Below are 19,966 nucleotides of genomic sequence, written 5' to 3' on the forward strand. Positions count from 1 at the left end.
TTAGTAGGTTGAGTTAAGCCTTTGATTCTACCAATAAAACCCGCCCGAACGCACCCTAGCCTCATTATTCGTAGCATTTGCGCAAGCGCCTTTGCAAAAGTGTCAAGCGATGTTTGAATTTCCGAAGGTTTGTTCGACTGTATTGCGGGACGGCGAATGCTGCCGCCAACTGCGTCAATGCCGGATCCCGTTTACCATGCAATATCTACCGGACAATACCTGTCCACCATCGAGGAGACCGCCATGCGCCGGCATTTTCTGTCCAGCCTGCTGTTCCTGAATTGCGCCGCCATTTGCGCGGGCGCCGCGGCACAGGCCGCACCGCAGGCAGCACCACAGGCCGCTGCAGCGCCGGCTTCCGCCTGCCCGGCCCTGCTGAACCAGCAGTTCAAGCGCCTGCAGGACGATGCGCCGCAGAACCTGTGCCAGTACGCCGGCAAGGTGGCGCTGGTGGTCAATACCGCCAGTTATTGCGGTTACACCAGCCAATACGAGGGGCTGGAGGCCCTGTATGCGAAGTACCGCGAGCGCGGCCTGGTCGTGCTGGGCTTTCCGTCGAATGACTTCGGCGGCCAGGAGCCGGGCGGCAGCAAGCAGATTGCCGAACTCTGCTTCAATACCTACGGCGTGAAATTTCCGATGTTTGCGAAGTCGGTCGTGACCGGGAAGAATGCGAACCCGCTGCATGCGCAGCTGGCCAGCGCCAGCGGGCAGGCGCCGGAATGGAATTTCCACAAGTACCTGGTGGGAAGGGATGGGAAGCTGGTCGCCAGCTTCCCGAGCCGCGTTACGCCGCTGGACGGAAAGCTGGTGGCGGCGGTCGAGAAAGCGCTCGCGCGCTGAGCCGGACCGGCGGTTTCCACGGCGCGCATTGCACGCGCCGTGCGCCGGTCAGGCCGGTGCAGGCTGCCTTACCAGACTGCCTTGCCCGATGCGTCCTTGACTTCGCCTTTCCACAGCTCGGCGACCTGCTTGACCACGGCCGGCGGCATCGCGACGTAATCCAGTTCGGTCGCCATTGCGCCGCCTTCCTTGTATGCCCAGTCGAAGAACTTCAGGACTTCGCGGCCCTTGGCCGAGTCGGCCTGGCTGCGGTGCATCAGGATGAAGGAAGCGCCGGTGATCGGCCATGAATTCTTGCCTGCCTGGTCGGTCAGCACCACGGCCATGCCCGGGGTCTTGTTCCAGTCGGCGCCGGCGGCGGCGGCCTTGAAGGTCTCGTCATCGGGCTGCACGAACTCGCCGTCGCGGTTCTTCAGCTGCGCATGGGCGATCTTGTTTTTCTTGGCATACGCATATTCGACATAGCCGATCGCGCCTTTCATCCGCTGCACGTTGGCGGCCACGCCTTCGTTGCCCTTGCCGCCCACGCCCACCGGCCACTTGACCGCGGTGCCGGCGCCGACGGTGCTCTTGAAGTTCGGGTTGGTCTTGGACAGGTAATCGGTCCACAGGAACGAGGTGCCGGAGCCGTCCGCGCGGTGGACCACGGTGATCTCGGTGTCAGGCAGCTTCACGCCGGGGTTCAGCGCGACGATCTCGGGCGCATTCCACTTGACGATCTTGCCGAGATAGATGTCGGCCAGCACCGGGCCGGTCAGCTTCAGCTGGCCGGGTGCGATGCCTTCGAGGTTCACCACCGGCACCACGCCGCCCATGATGGCGGGGAATTGCAGCAGGCCTTCCTTGCTCAGTTCGTCCGCCGCCAGCGGCATGTCGGACGCGCCGAAGTCCACGGTCCTGGCCTTGATCTGCTTGATGCCGCCGCCGGAGCCGATGGACTGGTAATTCAGGCCCGTGCCGGTCGCCTTCTTGTAGGCTTCCGCCCATTTCGCATAGATCGGATACGGGAAGGTGGCGCCGGCGCCGGTCAGGTCGGCGGCATGCGCAGCGCTGATGAAGGCCAGTGCGCCGACGGCGACTGCAACGGATTTCTTGATTGCTGTAATCATTTGGATTCCCTGGATGGTGACAGTACGAGACAGCCGGCACTGTAGCGAAGCTCTGTGACAGCCGTATGACATGGAGCGGATGATGCATTTGCCGCTGGCCGGCCGCCTTGACCCACCCCAACAGGCGCTGGCGCCATCTGGCTATACTGGCCGTTTCCCCCTGCCGCGCCCATACGATGGAAATCGAACTGAAACTGCTGATCGACCCTGCACACGCCGAGGCGCTGCGCAACCATGAACTCCTGAAGAAATATGCCGCCGGCGCACCGGTGCGCCACCAGATGACGACGACCTATTTCGATACCCCCGACCTGTATTTCAGCCGGCGCCGTGCGGCGCTGCGGGTCAGGCAGGACGGAGATGGCTGGGTGCAGACATTGAAGGACGGCAACCAGGTGCAGGGCGGGCTGCACAGCCGCAACGAATGGGAAGCGGAAGTCGATGAAGGGGTGCCCGACCTGGCGGCGATGCGCGAACTGGCGGGCGCGGCTTCGCCGTGGTTCGAGCGGCTGGCCGACGAGGCGCTGCAGCAGCAGATCGCGCCGGTGTTTTCCAGCCGCATCGACCGCACCGCGTGGATGCTGCAATTTCCCGACGGCCAGCGGGCCGAACTGGTGCTGGACCAGGGCGAGCTGCAGCGCGGCGCGGTGCGCGAGCCGATCAGCGAGATCGAGCTGGAACTGAAATCGGGCGACGCCGCGCCGCTGTTCGACTTCGCGCTGGGCCTGCAGCAGGACATCCCGCTGCGCCTGGGCAATGCGAGCAAGAGCGCGCGCGGCTACGCGATGATGCACCCGGCGCCGCCGCCGCTGTGCAGGGCGGAGCCGGTGCAGCTGAAGCGGGCGATGCGCGCCGAGGATGCGCTGAAAGCCATTGCCGACAATTGCATCGCGCAGATCCAGGGCAACGAGGCCGGGGTCAGGCAGGGCGGCGACCCGGAACACCTGCACCAGATGCGCGTCGGGTTGCGGCGGCTGCGCTCGCTGTTCAAGATGTTCGAGGATGTCGCGCCGTTGCCAGACGGCATGGACCAGGAACTGCGCTGGCTGGGCGACGAACTGGGCGCCGCGCGCGACTGGGAAGTGCTGGCGGAAGACACGCTGTCGCAGCTGATGCACGCGTATCCCGACGAGTCCGTGCTGCTGCCGCTGCAGCAGGCGGCGCTGGGCGAGGCCCGGGCCAGGCGCGCGAAGGCCGGCCAGGCGCTGGACTCGGTGCGCTATGCCCGGCTGATGCTGCGCCTGATCGCCTGGCTGCACGGCGCGCGCTGGCGGCAGGACGCGGCGCCCGAACAGCAGCAGGCGCTGGCCGCGCCGGTGAAAAACTTTGCCCGGCAGGTGCTGAAAGCCGGCAAGCGGCGGCTCGCGCGGCGCGCCCGCAAGCTGGCCGCGGCTGATGCGCCGGCGCGCCACAGGCTGCGCATCGCCGCCAAGCGCATGCGCTACGCGACCGAGTTCTTTGCCTCGCTCTATCCGGCGCGCGAGGTCCGGCCCTTCGTCCGCGCGCTGAGTTCGCTGCAGGACACGCTGGGCCAGCTGAACGATGCCGCGGTCACCCGCAAGTCGCTGCGCGAACTGGCGCTGCAGCAGCCTGCGCAGGGGCTGGCCGCCGGCTTCGTCATCGGCGTGCAGGCGGAGCGGGAGCCGCGGGCGCTGGAGAAAATGTGCCGCCGCTGGAAGGCATTGCGCCGGATGCCGCAGCCGGCCTGATGTCATGACGCGGTCATCCGCGCATGTTGCGATCCTGGCAGCGCGTGAACCCAGGAGGCCGCGTTGCCCGCCCTGGGCGCAGCATGTATATTGTTTATACAATTAATTCAAAGGAGTGTGGCCATGGCCAGGACAGTTACCACGGGACCGACCGTCGCAGCAAAGAAACCCGCCGCGCCGCGGCAGAAGAAAGTCCTCGCGGCGCTGTCGCCGACCGTGGCGTCGCCCGAGGTCATGCTGCCGGTCGTCGCGCTCGATCAGGTCGAGGCGGCGATGCACCCGGCCGAGCCGGCGGAAAAGAAAAAGGACAAGCACAAGGACAAGGACCGGGCCGGCAAGCCGAAGCTGGTGCGCGACAGCTTCACGATGCCCGAGGCGGAATACGCGGCGCTGGGCGAGATGAAGAAAGCCTGCATCAAGGCCGGCAAGCCGGTCAAGAAAAGCGAACTGCTGCGCGTCGCGGTGTCCTTGCTGCGCAAGATGGACATGCCCGAACTGCAACAGGCGCTGGACGGGCTGACGCCGGTCAAGGCCGGCCGGCCAAGGAAATAGGACGCGGCGGCGGGCCGCCGCTATTCACCGCGATTCACCGCCGGTCGGCACGGCCGGCATCCGCAGGAAGCCATGCGCGGCGCTGCGTCATCCCTTCGGCGGATCGCAGCGCCGTCATCGCCGCGCGGCGGCGCGAGAGTGCGGTGACCGCCGCCCGCCGCACCCTTCCCTTCGCTCCCATCCTTTACATTACCGACGACGCATCCTGCGCCGTGGCGGCGCGCAGCTTTTCCATGCTGTACGGTTTGCGGATGACGACGGCGCCGTCGTCGTCGCCAGCCATCGGCCCCGCATCGCGCACCAGCACCAGCCGCGCGTTGCCCTGCTCGGCCAGGCGCTGCGCCTGGCCGCGGTCCGCCGTATCTTCCGCCACCAGCAGGAACTCGTACCGTTCCGCGGCGAGCGCCTGTTCCGCCTCCGCCAGGCTGGCGACGCCGCGCGCCGCATGGCCCAGCACCGACAGCATCTCGCAGGCGATCTGGCGCGAATCTTCCTGGCTTTCGACGACCAGCACCCGCGCCGGACCGCCGTCCGGCGGCGGCTGCCGCCCCGCGGCTTCCAGCGCTTCGCGGACCTTCAGCGCGAGCTGCTCGCGCCGGTACGGCTTCTTCAGCAGCAGCGCCTCGCGGCCCGCGCCGGCATGCAGCACCGCGTCGCGGGTGTAGCCGGAGGTGTACAGGACCGCGAGTCCCGGCCGCAGCGCCAGCGCTTCGCGCACCATGTCGGGCGCCCGCAGCGCGCCCGGCATGACGACATCGGTAAACAGCAGGTCGGCCGGCACGCCGGTCTGCAGCAGCTGCAGCGCCTGCCCGGCGTCGCCGGCGCTGCGGACCCGGTAGCCCAGCCCCTCCAGCATTGCGCAGACGCTGGCCCGCACCGATTCGTCGTCTTCCACCACCAGGATGTCTTCCGTGCCGCCGCTCGCGGTCCGGCTGGCCGGCGTGGCCAGGCCGGCTTCCGGCAGGTCGACGCGCGGCAGGAAGATGCGCACCGTGGTGCCCTCGCCCGGCGCGCTGCCGATGTCGATATGGCCGCCGCTCTGGGCGATGAAGCCGTAGGCCATCGACAGGCCGAGGCCGGTGCCGACGCCTTCGGCCTTGGTCGTGAAGAAGGGTTCGAACGCGCGTTCGCGGACTTCCGGCGTCATGCCGGCGCCGCTGTCGCGCAGGGTCAGCAGCACATATTCCCCGGCCGGCAGATCGGGCCGCGGACGCTCGCCGCCGGCGGCCAGGCTGGCGTTGTCCAGCGCGATGTCCAGGCTGCCCGCGCCGTCCATCGCGTCGCGCGCATTGATGACCAGGTTGAGGATGACGTTTTGCAGCTGGTCGCGATCGACCAGCGTGTTCCACAGCGGGTCTGCCACGGTCACCGACAGGCTGACCGACTCGCCGAGCGCGCCATGCAGCAGGTCCTGCATGCCGTTGACCAGCCGGCCCAGGTTGACGACCACCGGCTGCAGCGGCTGGCGCCGGGCGAAGGCCAGCAGCCGCGACGACAGCCGGGCGCCGCGGTCCACCGCGTCCAGCGCCCGTTGCAGCTGTTTCTGCAGCAGGCTGCCGGGACCGGCGTCGCGCTGGATCAGCTGCAGGTAGCCGCTGATGATCTGCAGCACGTTGTTGAAGTCGTGGGCGATGCCGCCGGTCAGCTTGCCGACCGCCTCCAGCTTTTGCGCATGATGCAGCGCCGCCCGGGTTTCCTCCAGCGAGCGCTCGTGCGCGGCCCGCATTTCCTCGGCGCGGCGGCGGTCGCTGATGTCGCGCACCGATGCGGCGGCCGCATAGCCGCCTTCGTGCGGGACGGCCGCCAGCGCGATCTCCACCGGGATTTCCTGGCCGTCGCGGTGCAGCGCGGTGATTTCCCGCCGGCCCACGAAGTCGCTGCCGCCGCTTTGCACGAAGCTGGCGAAGCTGGCCAGATAGGCGGCGCGGCCCGCCGGCGGGATCACCAGTCCGGCCAGGCTCTGGCCGATCGCCTGCTGCGCCGACCAGCCGAACGTGCGTTCGGCCTGGGTGTTCCAGTCGGTGATGCGCTCGTCCGGCCCGACCGCGATGAACGCGTCATGCGAGTTTTCCAGGATCACGCGGATGCGGCGCTGCTCGGCGGCGATCCGGCTGTAGGACGCGCGCAGCGCTTCCTCGTTTTCCTTCAGCCTGCTGATGTCGGTATGGGTGCCGATGGTGCGCATCGGCCGGCCGCCGGCGTCGCGGCTGACGATGGCGCCGCGGGTCAGTATCCATTTCCAGCTGCCGTCGCGGCAGCGCAGCCGCATTTCCCAGGAGTAGGCGGACGTGCGGCCGGCGATGTAATCGGCCAGCGCCTGCTCCGCTCCCTGCCTGTCGTCCGGGTGGATCAGGTCGCCCCAGGTGGCGGGCGTGACGCTCAGTTCGGATTCGGCATACCCCAGCATTTCCTTCCAGCGGCGCGACAGCACGATTTCGCCGGTATGGTTGTTCCAGTCCCAGACGCCGTCGCCCGCGCCTTCGAGCGCGTACTGCCAGCGCAGCTGGCTGGCGCGCAGCGCCCGCGTCATGCTGCCGGCCAGCGCCAGCGCGCGGCTGCGGCCGCTGGCGAGCAGCCAGACCAGCGTGGCCAGCAGCAGGCTGATGCCGGCGCCGGCGCCGGCGATGAAGAGCGGCTTCGAATGGTCGAAGCGCGCCTCGAAGGCGGGCGTGGACGCGATCGACAGCGTCCACTCGCGGTCGGCGATGCGGAAGCGGCGGGTGGCGTCCAGCATCGCCTGGCCCGGCAGGGTGTCGTCATTGCCCGAATCGTACAGCTGCCCGTCCTCGCTCTTGGCCGCGCCGTCGAAGATCCGCAGCCGCAGGTCTTCGGCGCGCTCGCCCAGCAGGCCGCGCATCAGGTCGTTCATCCGGAACGGCGCGCCGACCCAGGCCACCAGGCTGGCGCGCCGCTCGCTGATCGTGGACACCGGCATGCCGCGGCCGTAGACGGGCAGGTAGACGATGACGCCGTTCTGCACGTGCGGCTCCTGCTCCTGGACCAGCCGCAGCTTGCCCGACAGCGCCGCCAGGCCGCTGTCGCGCGCCTGCTCCATCGCGGCGCGCCGCACCGGCTCGGTCAGCATGTCATAGCCGAGCGCCCGCAGGTTCATCTGGTTGGCCGGCTCGATCTGCACGATGGCCGAATAGAAAGGGCGCTCGCCCTCGGGCCGCACCTTGAATTCCGGATAGCCTTCGGCGCGCACCGCGGCCACCCGCGCGTCGAGCCGGGCCGGCGGCACCAGTTCGGCGATCGCGATGCCCTGGATGCCCGGAAAGCTTTCGGCCAGCCGCAGCGTGGCGACATAGCCGGCGAAGTCGCCGCGGTCGACGCCGGTGCTGCCGCGCATGAAGCCCTGGGCGCCGCGCATCACCTGTTCATAGGTCGCCATCCGCTGCTGCAGCAGGTTGGTGATGCGCCGCACCTGGTAATCGAAGTCGCGCTGGATCTCCTGGCTGGAGACCAGCCGCGCCTCGCGCCAGGCCGCGATCGTCATGGCCAGGCCCAGCACCAGCACGATCAGCGGCAGCAGCCACGTCAGCCGCGACGTGCGCGGCGCCTTCCGTTCCAGGCTCGCTTCCATCAGTTGGGATTCCGGCATCAGCGCTCCGGCGCGCCGCGCGCCATCCAGGCCCGGTAAACGCGCAGCGCTGCATGGGCGTCATTGGCCGCGTACAGGATCTGGCGCTCGCTGAGCACCCGGCTGGCCCAGTTGGTGGTGGCGACCTTCTTCGACTTCTGCAGCTGCTGGCCGAGCAGGTCGGCCACCGCGCTCTTGACGCCCACCGCGTTGCGCCCGGTGCGCAGCCGCTGCGCCAGGTCGACCGTGCCGGCGCAGGCGATGCCGCATTTCGACGTCAGCCGCCGCAGGTCGTCGCCCAGGCCGAAGCCGGCCTTGACCAGCTGCGGCGACGCCAGCAGCGCTTCCAGGTCGCCGAGTGCATCGAGCGCGTGGAGATGGTCGACCTGGTAGAGGAAGCAGTGGCTGTCGGTCGCAAGCTGCACCAGGTGCGGCCCGCTGGACACCTGGCCGCGGGTGAAGGTGGGACGCGACTCGGTGTCGAAGCCCAGCGCGTCGGCCGCCTCGAGGACGGCGCGGGCAGCCGCGGCCGCGGCGCTGCTGGCGACCACGGTCACCTGCGCCACCGACAGGCCGGCATATGCCGGCAGCGCCGCCGCCTCGTCCAGTTCGCCGACCCCGTTCACGCCGCGCTCGCGTCCGCCGCCACCGCGGCCAGCACTGCCCGCAGCTGGTGGATATCGTACGGCTTGGCGAGCGAACGCGAAGGAATGTCGAGATGGGCGCTGATCGAGGCGCCATAACCCGAAGCAAACACGATGGCGATGCCGGGCGCCATGACAGCCGCTTTCCTGGCCAGCTCGACGCCGGAGATGCCGGGCAGGCTGACGTCGGTAAACAGCGTGTCGAAGCGGCCGTTGCCGAGCGCCTCCAGCGCCTCCTCTGCGCTGCCCACGCCGGTCACCGTGTGCCCCAGCGTATTGAGCAGTTCGCAGACCAGGATGCGCGAGTCCTCGTTATCCTCGACCACCAGGATGCGCAGCAGGTCGTCGTCCGGCCGCATCCCCTGTTCGCTGCCGGACGTAGCTTGCGGCGTAGATATGGGCATTGATGTTGATGTTGATGTTGGCGTTGATGTTGATGTTGATGTCGGCTGCGCCGGCGGCGGCGCGATGCGGCCGCGGGCCTGCTGCCGGTTGGCGAAGATATGGCGGATCTTGCGCGCCAGGTCGGTGCGGCGGTAGGGCTTGGACAGCAGCTCGACGCCTTCGTCGAGCCGGCCGCCGTGGACGATCGCGTTCTGCGGATAGCCCGAGGTGAACAGCACCGCGATGTCCGGCACCAGCAGCCGCGCCTGGCGCGCCAGCTCGACGCTGCGCACCGGGCCCGGCATGACGACGTCGGTAAACAGCAGGTCGATATGCATGCCGCTGCGCAGGATCACCAGCGCGCCTTCGCCGTCGTCCGCCTTCAGCACCCGGTAGCCCAGCGTGCTCAGGATGTCGACCACGGTGGACTGCACGTCCGGGTCGTCCTCGGCCACCAGGATGGTCTCGTTGCCGCCATGCACCGGCCCGGTCAGCATGTCCGGCAGCGCTTCGCGGGCCTGCAGCGAGCGCGGCAGGTAGATGCGTATCGTGGTGCCGACGCCGACCTCGCTGTAGATCCGGATCGTGCCGCCGCTCTGCCTGACGAAGCCATAGGCCATGGACAGGCCGAGGCCGGTGCCCTCGCCTTCCGGCTTGGTGGTGAAAAACGGCTCGAACGCCTTCTCCATCACGGCCTGCGACATGCCGGAGCCGGTGTCGCTGACGGCCAGCATCACGTAGTCGCCGGCGGCGACCGCGTCGACCTCACCCGGCGCGCTTCCGTCCAGCGTCGCATTGGCCAGCTCGATGGTGAGCCGTCCTTCGCCCTGCATCGCGTCGCGCGCATTGATGGCCAGGTTCAGGATCACGTTCTCGATCTGGCCGGGGTCGGCCAGCGTGTTCCACAGGTCGGGCGCGACCGCGGTCCTGACGATGATGGCCTCGCCCAGCGTGCGGCGCAGCAGGTCGTCGGTGTTGCGCACCAGCTCGCCCAGGTTGATCACCACCGGCTGCAGCGGCTGCCGGCGCGCGAACGCCAGCAGCTGCGAGGACAGCTTGGCGCCGCGCAGCACCGCCGCCACCGCGGTGTCGAGCCGCTTCTGCGCGGCCTGATTGCCGGCCAGCTGGCTCTGCAGCAGCTGCAGGTTGCCGCCGATGACCTGCAGCACGTTGTTGAAATCGTGGGCGACGCCGCCCGTGAGCTGTCCGATCGCTTCCATCTTCTGCGCCTGGCGCAATGCGTTCTCGGCATCGGCCCGGCGGCCGATTTCGTCGACCACGCGCTGCTCCAGCGTTTCATTGAGTTCGCGCAGCGTGGCCATGTGCTGGCGCCGGGTGCTGATGTCGGTGAACGTGCAGAGCGCGCCCTCGAGCACGCCGTTGCGCCGCACCGGATGGGCGCGGTATTCGACCGGGAAGCTGCTGCCGTCGACGCGGAAGAACACCTCGTCCTCGACCAGCGCCGACTCGCCGGTGCGCGCGGTGCGCAGGATCGGGCAGTCATGGTGGCGGTAGAACGTGCCGTCCGGGTGGGTATGGTGGATCAGGTCATGCAGCCTGTGGCCGATCACCTGCGAGGCCTGGCTGAAACCCAGCATCCGCATGAAGGCCCGGTTGCACAGCGTGGTCACGCCTTCGCGGTCGATCGAGTAAAAGCCTTCCTCGGTCGAGTCGAGCAGCAGGCGGATGAATTCATTGCTTTGCTGGATGCGCGCCTCGCTGTCGCGCAGCGCCTGGTCGATCTGCTTGCGGTGGGTGATGTCGAAGGCCACGCCGAGGTAACGCTTCTCGCCGTTGCGCTCGACCACCTTGCCGCGGCGCGCCAGCCAGCGTTTCTCGCCGTTGTCGGCGCGGGTGATCTGGTATTCGGCATATTCGAGCGGATTGTCCTGCACGCCGAGCTTGAGCGGACCGACCTCGTGCCGGTGCGCCGGGTCCACCATCGCCACCAGCATGCTGCCGGTGACGGGAACGTCGTCCGGCAGCCCCCACAGCCGCCGGTAGGTGTCCGAGCAGACCATCCTGTCGGCCTCGGGAAACCATTCGAAGCTGCCGATGCCGCCGGCTTCCTGCGCGATGCGCAGCCGTTCGCTGTTGGCGGTGTGCTCGGTGACATCGACGCCCTGCACGAAGATGCCGGCCACCGCGCCCGACCTGCCGCGTATGGGCTGGTAAAGGAAATCGAGCAGCACCGAGCGCTCGGCGCCATTGTCGCGGCGGCGCAGGCGCACCTCGATTTCCTTGCCGACGTAAGGCTCGCCGCTGGCGTAGACCTCGTCGAGCAGCGTGATGAATCCCTGTTCGACCACTTCCGGCAGCACTTCCCGCACCGGCTTGCCGATGATGTCGTCGCGCCCGATCAGGTCCCGGTAGGGCGCATTGGCGACGGTGAAGATGTGCTGCGGGCCGCGCAGCACCGCGGTGAAGCCGGGCGCCTGCTCGAACAGGCTGCGCAGGAAATCGCTTTCGTCGGCGCGCGCATGGCGCTCGGCGTCGGCCGCCATCCGTTCTGTCGCAATGGCTTCATGCAGCCTGCGCACCAGGCGCTCGTCGTCATCGAACGCGGGCGCGGCCGCGCGCGGCGCTTCGATGGCGGTCGCCAGGAAGCCTACGGTCGCGCCGCCGGCATGGAGCGGCGTGAAATACAGCGCGAACGGCGCGGCGCCGGCGACATGCACGGCCGGCAGGGTCGCGCCGGCGGGCGGCGCGTCGTCCGCCCATGGCCAGAGCTGCGGCCATACCTGACGGGCCGGCTTGCCGAACACCCTGGCGTCGCGTTCGCCCGCCAGCAGCGCGAAAGCCTGGTTGTAGACGATGACATGGTCGCTGCCCCACAGCAGCAGCATCGGGAGCGGCGTATGACTGAGGATGTCCACCGCGGTCGACAGCACCGGTGGCCAGGCATCTTCCGTACCGGACAGCATGGAGAGGCATGCGCTGTCGCGAATGCGTTTCCTCGTGGTATCCGGGTTCAGGCCAATGGTGACAGTCATTCAGTTTCAGGCACGGGGCCGGAAAGCGGCCCTGCTTTGGTGGAAAGCCTGAAATTCTAAAGGTTAACGTGCTGGCAGGCAGGAAAAGATGCAGCGTATTCCCCGGCACGCAACTTTACGCCGCCCGGTCACGCAGCCATGCTGCACGGCAACGCGGACGGCGGCGCGCAGGCCGCCTAGTTGCCGCGTGCGGGAAAACCGGAATTGCCGAGCACCAGCCCTTCCACCGGGTCTTCGGGCGCCTTCTCCGGCCCGCTGGTTTCGCGTGCATTTTCAGGTGGTTCGATGTCCGACGCGGGTGCTGCGCCCTGCGCAGGCGCCTGGCGCGGCCGCGGCTTGGGCGCCTGCGAACGCGGGTCGCCGGGCATTTCGCTGAACTGGTCGTCCTTGGCGGTTTCCACGAAAAGCTGCTCGTCGACCACGGTCTGCACCAGGCTGCCATCCTGGGGATGGCCCTTGCCTGCCTTGTTCTTTTCGTCCGGCTTGCTGGTGTCGTTGGTCATATTCGTTTCCTCTTGTTATGTCGGCTGCTGAGGCGTCGATGATAATCGCGCTGCGCCGGTTCGGATGTCGGATAGACGGCCGGCACAGCGTAGGAATACGCTGATTATGCATCCCCGGAAAGCTTGTCCCAACCCGGAGGCCGACGTCGCCGTTTCCAGTAGAATCCTTCGACGAATCGAAACCAGACGAGGATTACGATGAGCGACCAGAATGACAAAGAGCAGTTTGCCGCCGATCTCGAACAGCGTTTCAAGGACGTGATGCAATGGGCGGTGACAACCTGGCCCGATAGCGAGCATCCGGTGTCGCTGGCCGATTTCGGGGACGTGGAAAAAGCAGTCAAGGCGATCTCGCAGCGCTTCCTGCATCCGTCGGGCGAAGCGCTTTCGCCGTCCGAAGGCGGCGCGCAGTTCGTCGACGTCTCGCCTGCGCCTTGGCCCTGACGGCAGGCTCTCCGATGCAGTCGTACAGCCGGTTCGACCTGCTGAGCGGCAGCGGGGAGGTCCGCGCGCGGATGCGCTCCCACGACTGGTCCGGTTCGCCGCTGGGACGGCCTGAAACCTGGCCATCGTCGCTGCGCACCGCGGTCGGCATCCTGCTCAACTCCAGCTATCCGATGTTCGTGGCCTGGGGGCCGGACCTGAACATGCTGTTCAACGATGCCTACATCCCCATCCTCGGCAACAAGCAGGCGGATGCGCTGGGCATGCCGTTCGCGACGCTCTGGTCGGACATCTGGGCCGAAATCAGGCCGCTGGTGGAAACCGCGCTGTCCGGGGAGTCGATCTTCGCCGACAACCTGCTGCTGATGATGGACCGCAACGGCTTCCCCGAGGAAACCTACTTCACCTTTTCGTACAGTCCCATCCATGACGAGTCGGGCAGCGTGGCCGGCATGTTCTGCGCCTGCACCGAGACCACCCGGCAGATCCTGGGCGAGCGGCGCCAGCGTTTCCAGCTGGAAGTGGCGGACCAGCTGCGCGGGCTGTCCGAGCCGGACCGCATCATCACCGCCGCCTCCGCGCTGCTGGGCCAGCACCTGAAGCTGACGCGGGTCGTCTACGCCGAGCTCGACCTGTCCCAGCAGGCGCTAAGGGTCGACAGCGAATGGAACGACGGCAGCGTGGACGGCATCGCCGGCGCGCGCTTTTCGTTTGCGCAGCTGGGCGACGCGATGATGGAGGGCGTGCAGCGCGGCGGCCCGTTCTGGGTTGCCGATGTCGAGACCGACAGCCGCACCGCGTCCCAGGCGGCGGCCTATTCCCGGCTGGCGGCGCGGGCCCTGCTGGCGGTGCCGCTGCGGGCTTCGGCCCGCGGCCAGAGCCTGCTGGTGCTGACCCAGGCCGCCCCGCGCCGCTGGCGCGACGACGACGTGGCGCTGGCCGAGGACATTGCCGAGCGCATCTGGTCGGCGGTCGAGCGCTCCCATGCCGAAACGAGCCGGCGCCGGGCGGAAGCGGCGCTGTCGCGCCAGCTGGCGGCCGAAGGCGACCGGCTGCGCGGCCTGTTCGAACAGGCGCCGGGATTCATGGCGGTGCTGCGCGGCCCGCAACACGTGTTCGAGCTGGCCAATGCCGCCTTCCTGCGCCTGGTGAACCGGCGCAAGCTGGTCGGCATGCGCATTGCCGATGCGCTGCCCGAACTGGCGCCGCAGGGCTTTTTCGCGCTGCTCGACCAAGTCTATGCGAACGGCAAGCCGTTCTTCGGCCACGAGGCGCTGCTGGTGCTGCAGCCGGCGCCGGACGAACCGGCCACCGAGCGCTTCATCGATTTCATTTACCAGCCGGTGCTGGAAGTCGACGGCTCGGTCTCCGGCATCTTCATCGAGGGCTACGACGTCACCGACCGCAGGCTGGCGGCCGATGCGGTGCGCGACAGCGAGGAACGGCTGCGCGAGGGCCTGCAGGCCGGGCGCATGGTGGTCTGGGACTGGGACCTGAAGAGCAACGAGGTCAGCTACTCGTTCAATGCGATGGATGTGTTCGGCCACGGGCCCGCGGACGCGCCGCCGAACTGGGGCGCGGTGCATCCGGACGACCTGCCGGTGGCCATCGCGGCCGCGCAGAAGGCGATCGATGCGCGCGACGGCTATGAATCGACGCTGCGCATGATCCGCCCCGACAACGGCGAAGTCATCTGGGTCGAGGTGCGCGGCAAGGTGCTGTGCGACGCCGCCGGCATGCCGCTGGTCATGCGCGGCATCTCGATCGACATCACCGAGCGCAAGCGGGCCGAGGAAGCGCTGCGCACCGCCGACCGGAGGAAGGACGAATTCCTGGCGATGCTTGCGCACGAGCTGCGCAATCCGCTGGCGCCGATCAGCACCGCCGCGGAATTGCTGAAGCTGGCGCAGGTCAGCGAGCCGCGCATCGCCAGGACCAGCGAAATCATCAGCCGCCAGGTCGAGCACATGACCAGCCTGATCGACGACCTGCTGGACGTCTCGCGCGTGACCCGCGGCCTCGTGACGCTGGAAAAGGACATCGTGCTGCTGGACCAGGTGATCGCCAACACCGTCGAGCAGGTGCGCCCGCTGGTGGAGTCGCGGCGCCACCAGCTGACGGTGGACATCGCGCCCGACATCCCGCCGCTGCTGGGAGACCGCACCCGCCTGGTCCAGATCTGCACCAACCTGCTCAACAATGCGGCCAAGTACACGCCGCCCGGCGGCGAGCTGCTGCTGCGGGCGCGGGTCGAGGACGGCGCGCTGGCGCTGCTGGTGCGCGACAACGGCATCGGCATCGCCGCCGACCTGCTGCCGCAGGTGTTCGACCTGTTCACCCAGGGCGAGCGCTCGCCCGACCGCGCCCAGGGCGGACTGGGGCTGGGACTGGCGCTGGTGAAAAGCCTGGTCGAGCTGCATGGCGGCAGCGTGAACGCCGAAAGCGGCGGCGCCGGCCGCGGCAGCGACTTCACCGTGCGCCTGCCGCTGCCGGCGCTGCACGCGGACCCCGCTGCGATGCGGTCGGATCCGCTGTCGGCGGGACAGGCCGCGCCGGCGACCCAGCTGCACCTGATGCTGGTGGACGACAATGTCGACGCCGCCAATACCCTGGCCATGCTGCTGGAGCTGCAGGGCTATGTCGTGTCGGTCGCCTACCGGGCGCAGGACGCGCTGGACCGCGCGGCCAACGGCGCGCCCGGCATCTTCCTGCTCGATATCGGCCTGCCCGACATGGATGGCTACCAGCTGGCGAAACGGCTGCGCGAGCAGCCGGCCACCAGCGACGCGGTGCTGATCGCGCTGACCGGCTATGGCCAGGAGCAGGACCGCAGGCGTTCGGAGCAGGCCGGGTTCGATTACCACCTGGTCAAGCCGGTCGAGATAGACCGGCTGAGCACGCTGCTCGCGCAGCTCAGCCAGACGGCGCGCGCCGAGTAGCGTGGCGGCTGCCGGGCAGCCGGGCAATCGGATTGGCGGATGAACGGGTAAGCACGCGGCAGCGAAACGCGCGCTGCGCTGCGCGGGACGCCATCGGCATCATGCGCCGGCATTCGGGCCAGGCAGCGCCCGGCCCGGCTTTCCCTGCTTTCCCCGCAACCGTGCCGGTCAGCGCTTCCTGGCGCTCTTCTTCGCCGGCGCCGCGGCCTTCCTGGCGCGCGGCTTCGCCGCTTCCGGCGCCGGCTTCTGCTTCTCCTCGGGTTCGCTGGCGACCGCGGTGCTGACTGCCTGCTTGAACTGGTCCTGCAGCAGGTTCCACCATGCGGCCGGGTTGGCGAAGGCGGTGGCGTTGGACATGTCGGCATTGGCCTGCGGCCCCTCGGCCGGCCTGCCTGCCGCGGACGCCGACGGCGCGCCGCCCGGCGTGGCCGGCTTGTCGGCCACCGGCGGATCGAAGGAGAAGGACGGAGCGGCCGGGGCCGGTGCGGGCTGCGCCGCCGGGGCCGGGGGCGGAGCGGCGGCCGGCCTGGCAGCCGGGGCCGCGGCTGCCGCATGCGACATGCCGGCCTGGGCCAGCGAGTTCATGCTGGTGCTCATGGTCTGCAGCGCCGCCAGCGTGGCGCTCTGCACTTCCAGCGCCTGTATCGTGCTGCGCAGCATGCTCATGTTGACATTGAGCCAGGACTCGACCGCCTTCAGGTCGGTGATCTGCTTGTTGACCTCGTCGACCGACAGCGACGGCATCGCCATGCCCGGTATCTTCATGCCGCCCCACAGGTTCTTGACGAATTCCAGGGTGTCGGTCATTGCGCCGACGCCGGGTATGCCGGACATGTTCGATTCTGCCATGCTGGTCTCCATGAGTTATGTGCGACTAGGTTAGCAGAAAAGCATCATGAAAGAACCCGCTCCGGCCGCGATTGCTTGCGATCGCTCGCGGCCGGAGCGCGCGGCTAATGCGCGGGACGGACCATGTTGCAGGACGTCGGCAACGCGGTCTCCGGTTCCGACAGGTAGCGCTCGGTGCGAAAGCCGTAGCCGCTGCCTTCGTTATCGAATCGCACGCCCTCGCCTTTCTTCTGCATCACCGACACGTACAGCGGCTGCAGCAGCTGGTGGTCGGCGGCCCGCATGGTCGCATGGTGGAAGCCGTTCCTGAACTGCGCGCCCTCGAGCGCCCGCGCCACCGCGCCGGCCTCGGTGCTGCCGGCCTTCTCGATGGCGCCGGCCAGCATCGCGATCATCAGGTGCATGCGCATGTGGACGTAGTCGTCCTCCGGCGCCGGATAGCGCTTGCCGAAGGCCTGGTAGAACGCATCGCTGCCTTCGCCGCCGGCATTCGGATGCCATTCGGCGACCGCGCGCACGCGGCCGACGCCGGCGTCGCCGATCGCGGCGGGCGCGCCCAGGCCGTTGCCGTAGAAGGTGTAGAACTTGACCTCGAGGCCGGCGTCCCGCACCGCCTTGACCAGCAGCGTCAGGTCGTTGCCCCAGTTGCCGGTGACGATGGTGTCGGCGCCGCTGGCGCGGATCTTGGCGACGTAGGGCGAAAAGTCCTTGACCTTGCCGATCGGGTGCAGCTCGTCGCCGACGATGGCGATGTCGGGCCGCTTGGCCGTCAGCATGCCGCGCGCCGCCTTCGCGGTCTGGCGGCCGAAGCTGTAGTCCTGGCCGATCAGGTAGACCTTTTTCGCATGGCCGTCCTGGCGGATCACCTCGGTCAGCGCGTGCATGCGCATGTCGGCGCTGGCGTCGAAGCGGAAATGCCAGAAGCTGCATTTTTCATTGGTCAGCGCCGGGTCGACCGCCGAGTAGTTCAGGAACAGCATGCGCTGCTGCGGCATCCGCTCGTTGTGGCGGTTGACGGCATCGACCAGCGCCAGGGCCACCGCCGAACTGTTGCCCTGCACCATGAAGCTTATCCGCTGGTCGGACAGGCGGCGAAACTCGATCAGCGACTCTTCCACGCCCTGCTTGTTGTCGAAGATAGATAGCGCCAGCGGATGGCGGCCGTCGGGCAGTCTGACGCCGCCGCGGGCATTCACGTTTTCGATGGCCAGCCGCAGGTTGCGGGCGACGGCTTCGCCGGCATTGGCGAAGGAGCCGGACATGCCCTCCACCATCCCGATGCGGATGGGCTCGCCCGGCGCGGGGCCGGCCGTGGCCACGTCGGCGGCTGCGGCCGCCGTGGCGGCGGTGACGGCAGCGGCGGCGAACGTCATCAGCAGTGTTGCGAGCAGCGGCTTGCGCATGGAATACCCCCTGTTTTCGAAAAGCGGCCATTCTACGTGCTTCGCCGCAGCGCAGCATGCGTCTGGAAGCGGCCCGCCGGCAGCGGCTACACTAGCGGGATGCCCGTCGAAACGTCTTTCCTCCGCCGCTGGACCCCGCTGCTCGTGCGCGGGCTGGGCGTGCTCGCGCTGTCGCTGCTGCTGCACTGGGCGGCGCTGCAATGGGCGGGCCGGCATATCGGGCAGACGCCGCCGGCCAGCGCCGATGCGCCGCCGGTCACGGTGCAGCTGCGCCCGCCGCCGGCGCCGCCGCCTGCGCTGGCCCCGCCGCCGGTCGCCGTGGCGACGCCCCGGCCTCCGCAGCCGCCACGCCCGCGTCCGCGCAAGCGTCCGCCGCCGGTGGCGTCCGCGCCGGCGCCGGCAGCGACGGCGCCAACGGCGGCCGCGCCGGAACCCGCTGCCGTGGACGCGCCGCCGGAAGCGGCGGTGGCGGTGGCCGCGGCCCCGGCCGCGGAAGCGCCCGTGGAAGCCGCTGCGCCCGGGCCCGCCGAAGCGCCGGCCGCACCGGCCGAAGCGCCGTCCTACCGCTTCCGCATGCCGCCGTCGGCCCAGCTGAAATACGACGTGCAGGCGCTGCGGGACGGCAAGGTGGTCTACGGCGGCGGCAAGATCGCCTGGCGCGCCGACGGCGGGCGCTACCAGGTCGACGGCGAAGCCAGCGTGCTGTTCTTCACCGTGCTCAATTTCCAGAGCGTCGGCGCGATCGACGAATCGGGCGTCGCGCCCGAACTGTATTCGGAAAAGCGCTTTCGCCGGCCCGAGAACGTGACCCGCTTCGAGCGCGGCAGCAATGTCATCCGCTTTTCGGCGTCGGAGGCGTCCTTCCCGCGCACCGGCGGCGCGCAGGACCGCGCCAGCGTCGTCTGGCAACTGGCCGCCATCGGCCTCGGCGACCCCGGGCGCTACGCGCCGGGCGCCGCGCTCGAACTGTTCGTGGCCGGCGTGCGCGATGCGGAACCCTGGGTGATCCAGGTGATCGGACTGGAACAGACCGAGACGCCGGCCGGCCCCACCGAAGCCTGGCACGTGGTGCGCGTGCCGCGGCCGGGCTCCTACGAGCAGAAGCTCGACATCTGGCTCGCGCCGCAGCACTGGTGGTACCCGGTGCGGCTGCGCTTCACCGAAACCAATGGCGAATACCTGGACATGGCGGTGACGTCGGTGCAGTCGCTGACCCCGATCTGATGCAATGCAATCCAATGGAGAACGCTAGAACGTGAGATACCCGCTGATATTCCTGCCGGCGCTGATGCTGTCCCTCGCGGCCGTCGCCGCGCCGCCGGCGCCCGCCAAGCCGGCCTACCCGACCAGCGCGCCGCCCGCGGCCGAACTGAGCTACGCGATCCGCGCGCGCCAGGGCGGCCTCAGCATCAGCGGCGAGTCCGAGATGCACTGGCTGCCCGCCGGCAAGCGCTACACGCTGACGATAGAGACCCGCGCAATGCTGGTCGGGAAGATCCTCGACGAGAAAAGCGAGGGCGCGATCGACGCCTGGGGCCTGGCGCCGGCGAGCTATACCGAGAAGCGCTTCCGGAAGGGCGAGACCAGCGTCACCTTCAACCGCGAGGCGAAGCTGATCAGCTTCAGCGCCTCCGAGCGCAGCTACCCGATCCGCGGCGGCGAGCAGGACCGCGCCAGCGTCATCTGGCAGTTGAGCGCGGCGGCGCGGGCGGCGCCGGCGAAATTCAGGAGCGGGTCGGCCTGGAATTTCTTCGTTGTCGGCCAGCGCGACGCCGACCCGTGGACCTTCAAGGTCGGCGCCCAGGAAAAGGTGCCCGGCCCGGACGGCGACGTGATGGCCTGGCATGTCACGCGCAATCCGCCGCCGGGCTCGGAGGAACAGCAGCTCGACATCTGGCTGGCGCCCTCGCTGCACTGGTATCCGGTCAAGCTGCGCTTCACCGAGGGCGGCGGCGACTTCATCGAACAGACGCTGCGCCAGGTGCGGCCCAAATGAATACACCGTGTTTCATGT

The 19,966-nt window shown here is 68.7% G+C and carries 14 protein-coding genes; 7 read left to right on the top strand and 7 right to left on the bottom strand.

All coding sequences use genetic code 11. The annotated features are described in order from the left end of the window. Positions 1-243: 243 nt before the first annotated feature. Positions 244-843 carry a glutathione peroxidase gene (locus QOL82_RS16715; RefSeq protein WP_283443439.1) on the top strand — a complete coding sequence of 200 codons (600 nt, stop codon included), beginning with the start codon at positions 244-246 and terminating at the stop codon, positions 841-843. Between the two features lie 68 nt (positions 844-911). Here the strand turns inward: QOL82_RS16715 and pstS are convergent, their stop codons facing one another. Beyond that, positions 912-1,952: a phosphate ABC transporter substrate-binding protein PstS gene (pstS, locus tag QOL82_RS16720; protein ID WP_283443440.1), complete on the bottom strand. Its 1,041-nt coding sequence runs from the start codon at positions 1,950-1,952 to the stop codon at positions 912-914. A 176-nt stretch (positions 1,953-2,128) separates the two neighbouring features. Here pstS and QOL82_RS16725 point away from each other — a divergent pair, with 176 nt between their 5' ends. Together QOL82_RS16725 and QOL82_RS16730 are read left to right on the top strand one after the other, a co-directional pair. After that, a complete protein-coding gene (locus QOL82_RS16725) occupies positions 2,129-3,661 on the top strand; it encodes a CYTH and CHAD domain-containing protein (protein WP_283443441.1) in 1,533 nt (510 codons plus the stop codon). A 123-nt stretch (positions 3,662-3,784) separates the two neighbouring features. Further along, the gene (locus QOL82_RS16730) at positions 3,785-4,213 is read left to right on the top strand and encodes a hypothetical protein (RefSeq protein ID WP_283443442.1); all 429 of its coding nucleotides are present in this window, start codon (positions 3,785-3,787) and stop codon (positions 4,211-4,213) included. A 184-nt stretch (positions 4,214-4,397) separates the two neighbouring features. Here the strand turns inward: QOL82_RS16730 and QOL82_RS16735 are convergent, their stop codons facing one another. The 4 genes from QOL82_RS16735 to QOL82_RS16750 all read right to left on the bottom strand — a co-directional run bounded on the left by QOL82_RS16735 (position 4,398) and on the right by QOL82_RS16750 (position 12,317). Then, positions 4,398-7,814, bottom strand: a complete 3,417-nt coding sequence (locus QOL82_RS16735) for a CHASE domain-containing protein (protein ID WP_283443443.1) — start codon at positions 7,812-7,814, stop codon at positions 4,398-4,400. Next, positions 7,814-8,419: a 3'-5' exonuclease gene (locus tag QOL82_RS16740; RefSeq protein WP_283443444.1), complete on the bottom strand. Its 606-nt coding sequence runs from the start codon at positions 8,417-8,419 to the stop codon at positions 7,814-7,816. The genes QOL82_RS16735 and QOL82_RS16740 overlap by 1 nt, the downstream gene beginning before the upstream one ends. Further along, on the bottom strand, positions 8,416-11,814 hold the full coding sequence (locus tag QOL82_RS16745; RefSeq protein WP_283443445.1) for a hybrid sensor histidine kinase/response regulator: 3,399 nt from the start codon (positions 11,812-11,814) through the stop codon (positions 8,416-8,418). The genes QOL82_RS16740 and QOL82_RS16745 overlap by 4 nt, the downstream gene beginning before the upstream one ends. A gap of 176 nt (positions 11,815-11,990) precedes the next feature. After that, a complete protein-coding gene (locus tag QOL82_RS16750) occupies positions 11,991-12,317 on the bottom strand; it encodes a hypothetical protein (RefSeq protein WP_283443446.1) in 327 nt (108 codons plus the stop codon). 198 nt (positions 12,318-12,515) lie between these two features. Between QOL82_RS16750 and QOL82_RS16755 the strand changes: the two genes are divergently transcribed. Next, positions 12,516-12,761, top strand: coding sequence for a hypothetical protein (locus tag QOL82_RS16755; RefSeq protein ID WP_283443447.1), 246 nt, complete (start codon positions 12,516-12,518; stop codon positions 12,759-12,761). Positions 12,762-12,775: 14 nt separating this feature from the next. Continuing rightward, positions 12,776-15,700, top strand: a complete 2,925-nt coding sequence (locus QOL82_RS16760; protein ID WP_283443448.1) for an ATP-binding protein — start codon at positions 12,776-12,778, stop codon at positions 15,698-15,700. Positions 15,701-15,868: 168 nt separating this feature from the next. On the opposite strand, the gene QOL82_RS16765 is transcribed toward QOL82_RS16760, so the two are convergent. Beyond that, on the bottom strand, positions 15,869-16,549 hold the full coding sequence (locus tag QOL82_RS16765; protein ID WP_283443449.1) for a PhaM family polyhydroxyalkanoate granule multifunctional regulatory protein: 681 nt from the start codon (positions 16,547-16,549) through the stop codon (positions 15,869-15,871). A gap of 104 nt (positions 16,550-16,653) precedes the next feature. Then, positions 16,654-17,952, bottom strand: coding sequence for a branched-chain amino acid ABC transporter substrate-binding protein (locus QOL82_RS16770; protein ID WP_283443450.1), 1,299 nt, complete (start codon positions 17,950-17,952; stop codon positions 16,654-16,656). A gap of 99 nt (positions 17,953-18,051) precedes the next feature. Between QOL82_RS16770 and QOL82_RS16775 the strand changes: the two genes are divergently transcribed. Both QOL82_RS16775 and QOL82_RS16780 read left to right on the top strand, forming a co-directional pair. After that, the gene (locus tag QOL82_RS16775) at positions 18,052-19,176 is read left to right on the top strand and encodes a DUF3108 domain-containing protein (protein ID WP_283443451.1); all 1,125 of its coding nucleotides are present in this window, start codon (positions 18,052-18,054) and stop codon (positions 19,174-19,176) included. A 31-nt stretch (positions 19,177-19,207) separates the two neighbouring features. Then, positions 19,208-19,948, top strand: a complete 741-nt coding sequence (locus tag QOL82_RS16780; protein ID WP_283443452.1) for a DUF3108 domain-containing protein — start codon at positions 19,208-19,210, stop codon at positions 19,946-19,948. The last annotated feature ends 18 nt before the right edge of the window (positions 19,949-19,966 follow it).

Source organism: Noviherbaspirillum suwonense (assembly GCF_900182955.1).
GTDB classification, from domain to species: Bacteria; Pseudomonadota; Gammaproteobacteria; order Burkholderiales; family Burkholderiaceae_D; genus Noviherbaspirillum_A; species Noviherbaspirillum_A suwonense.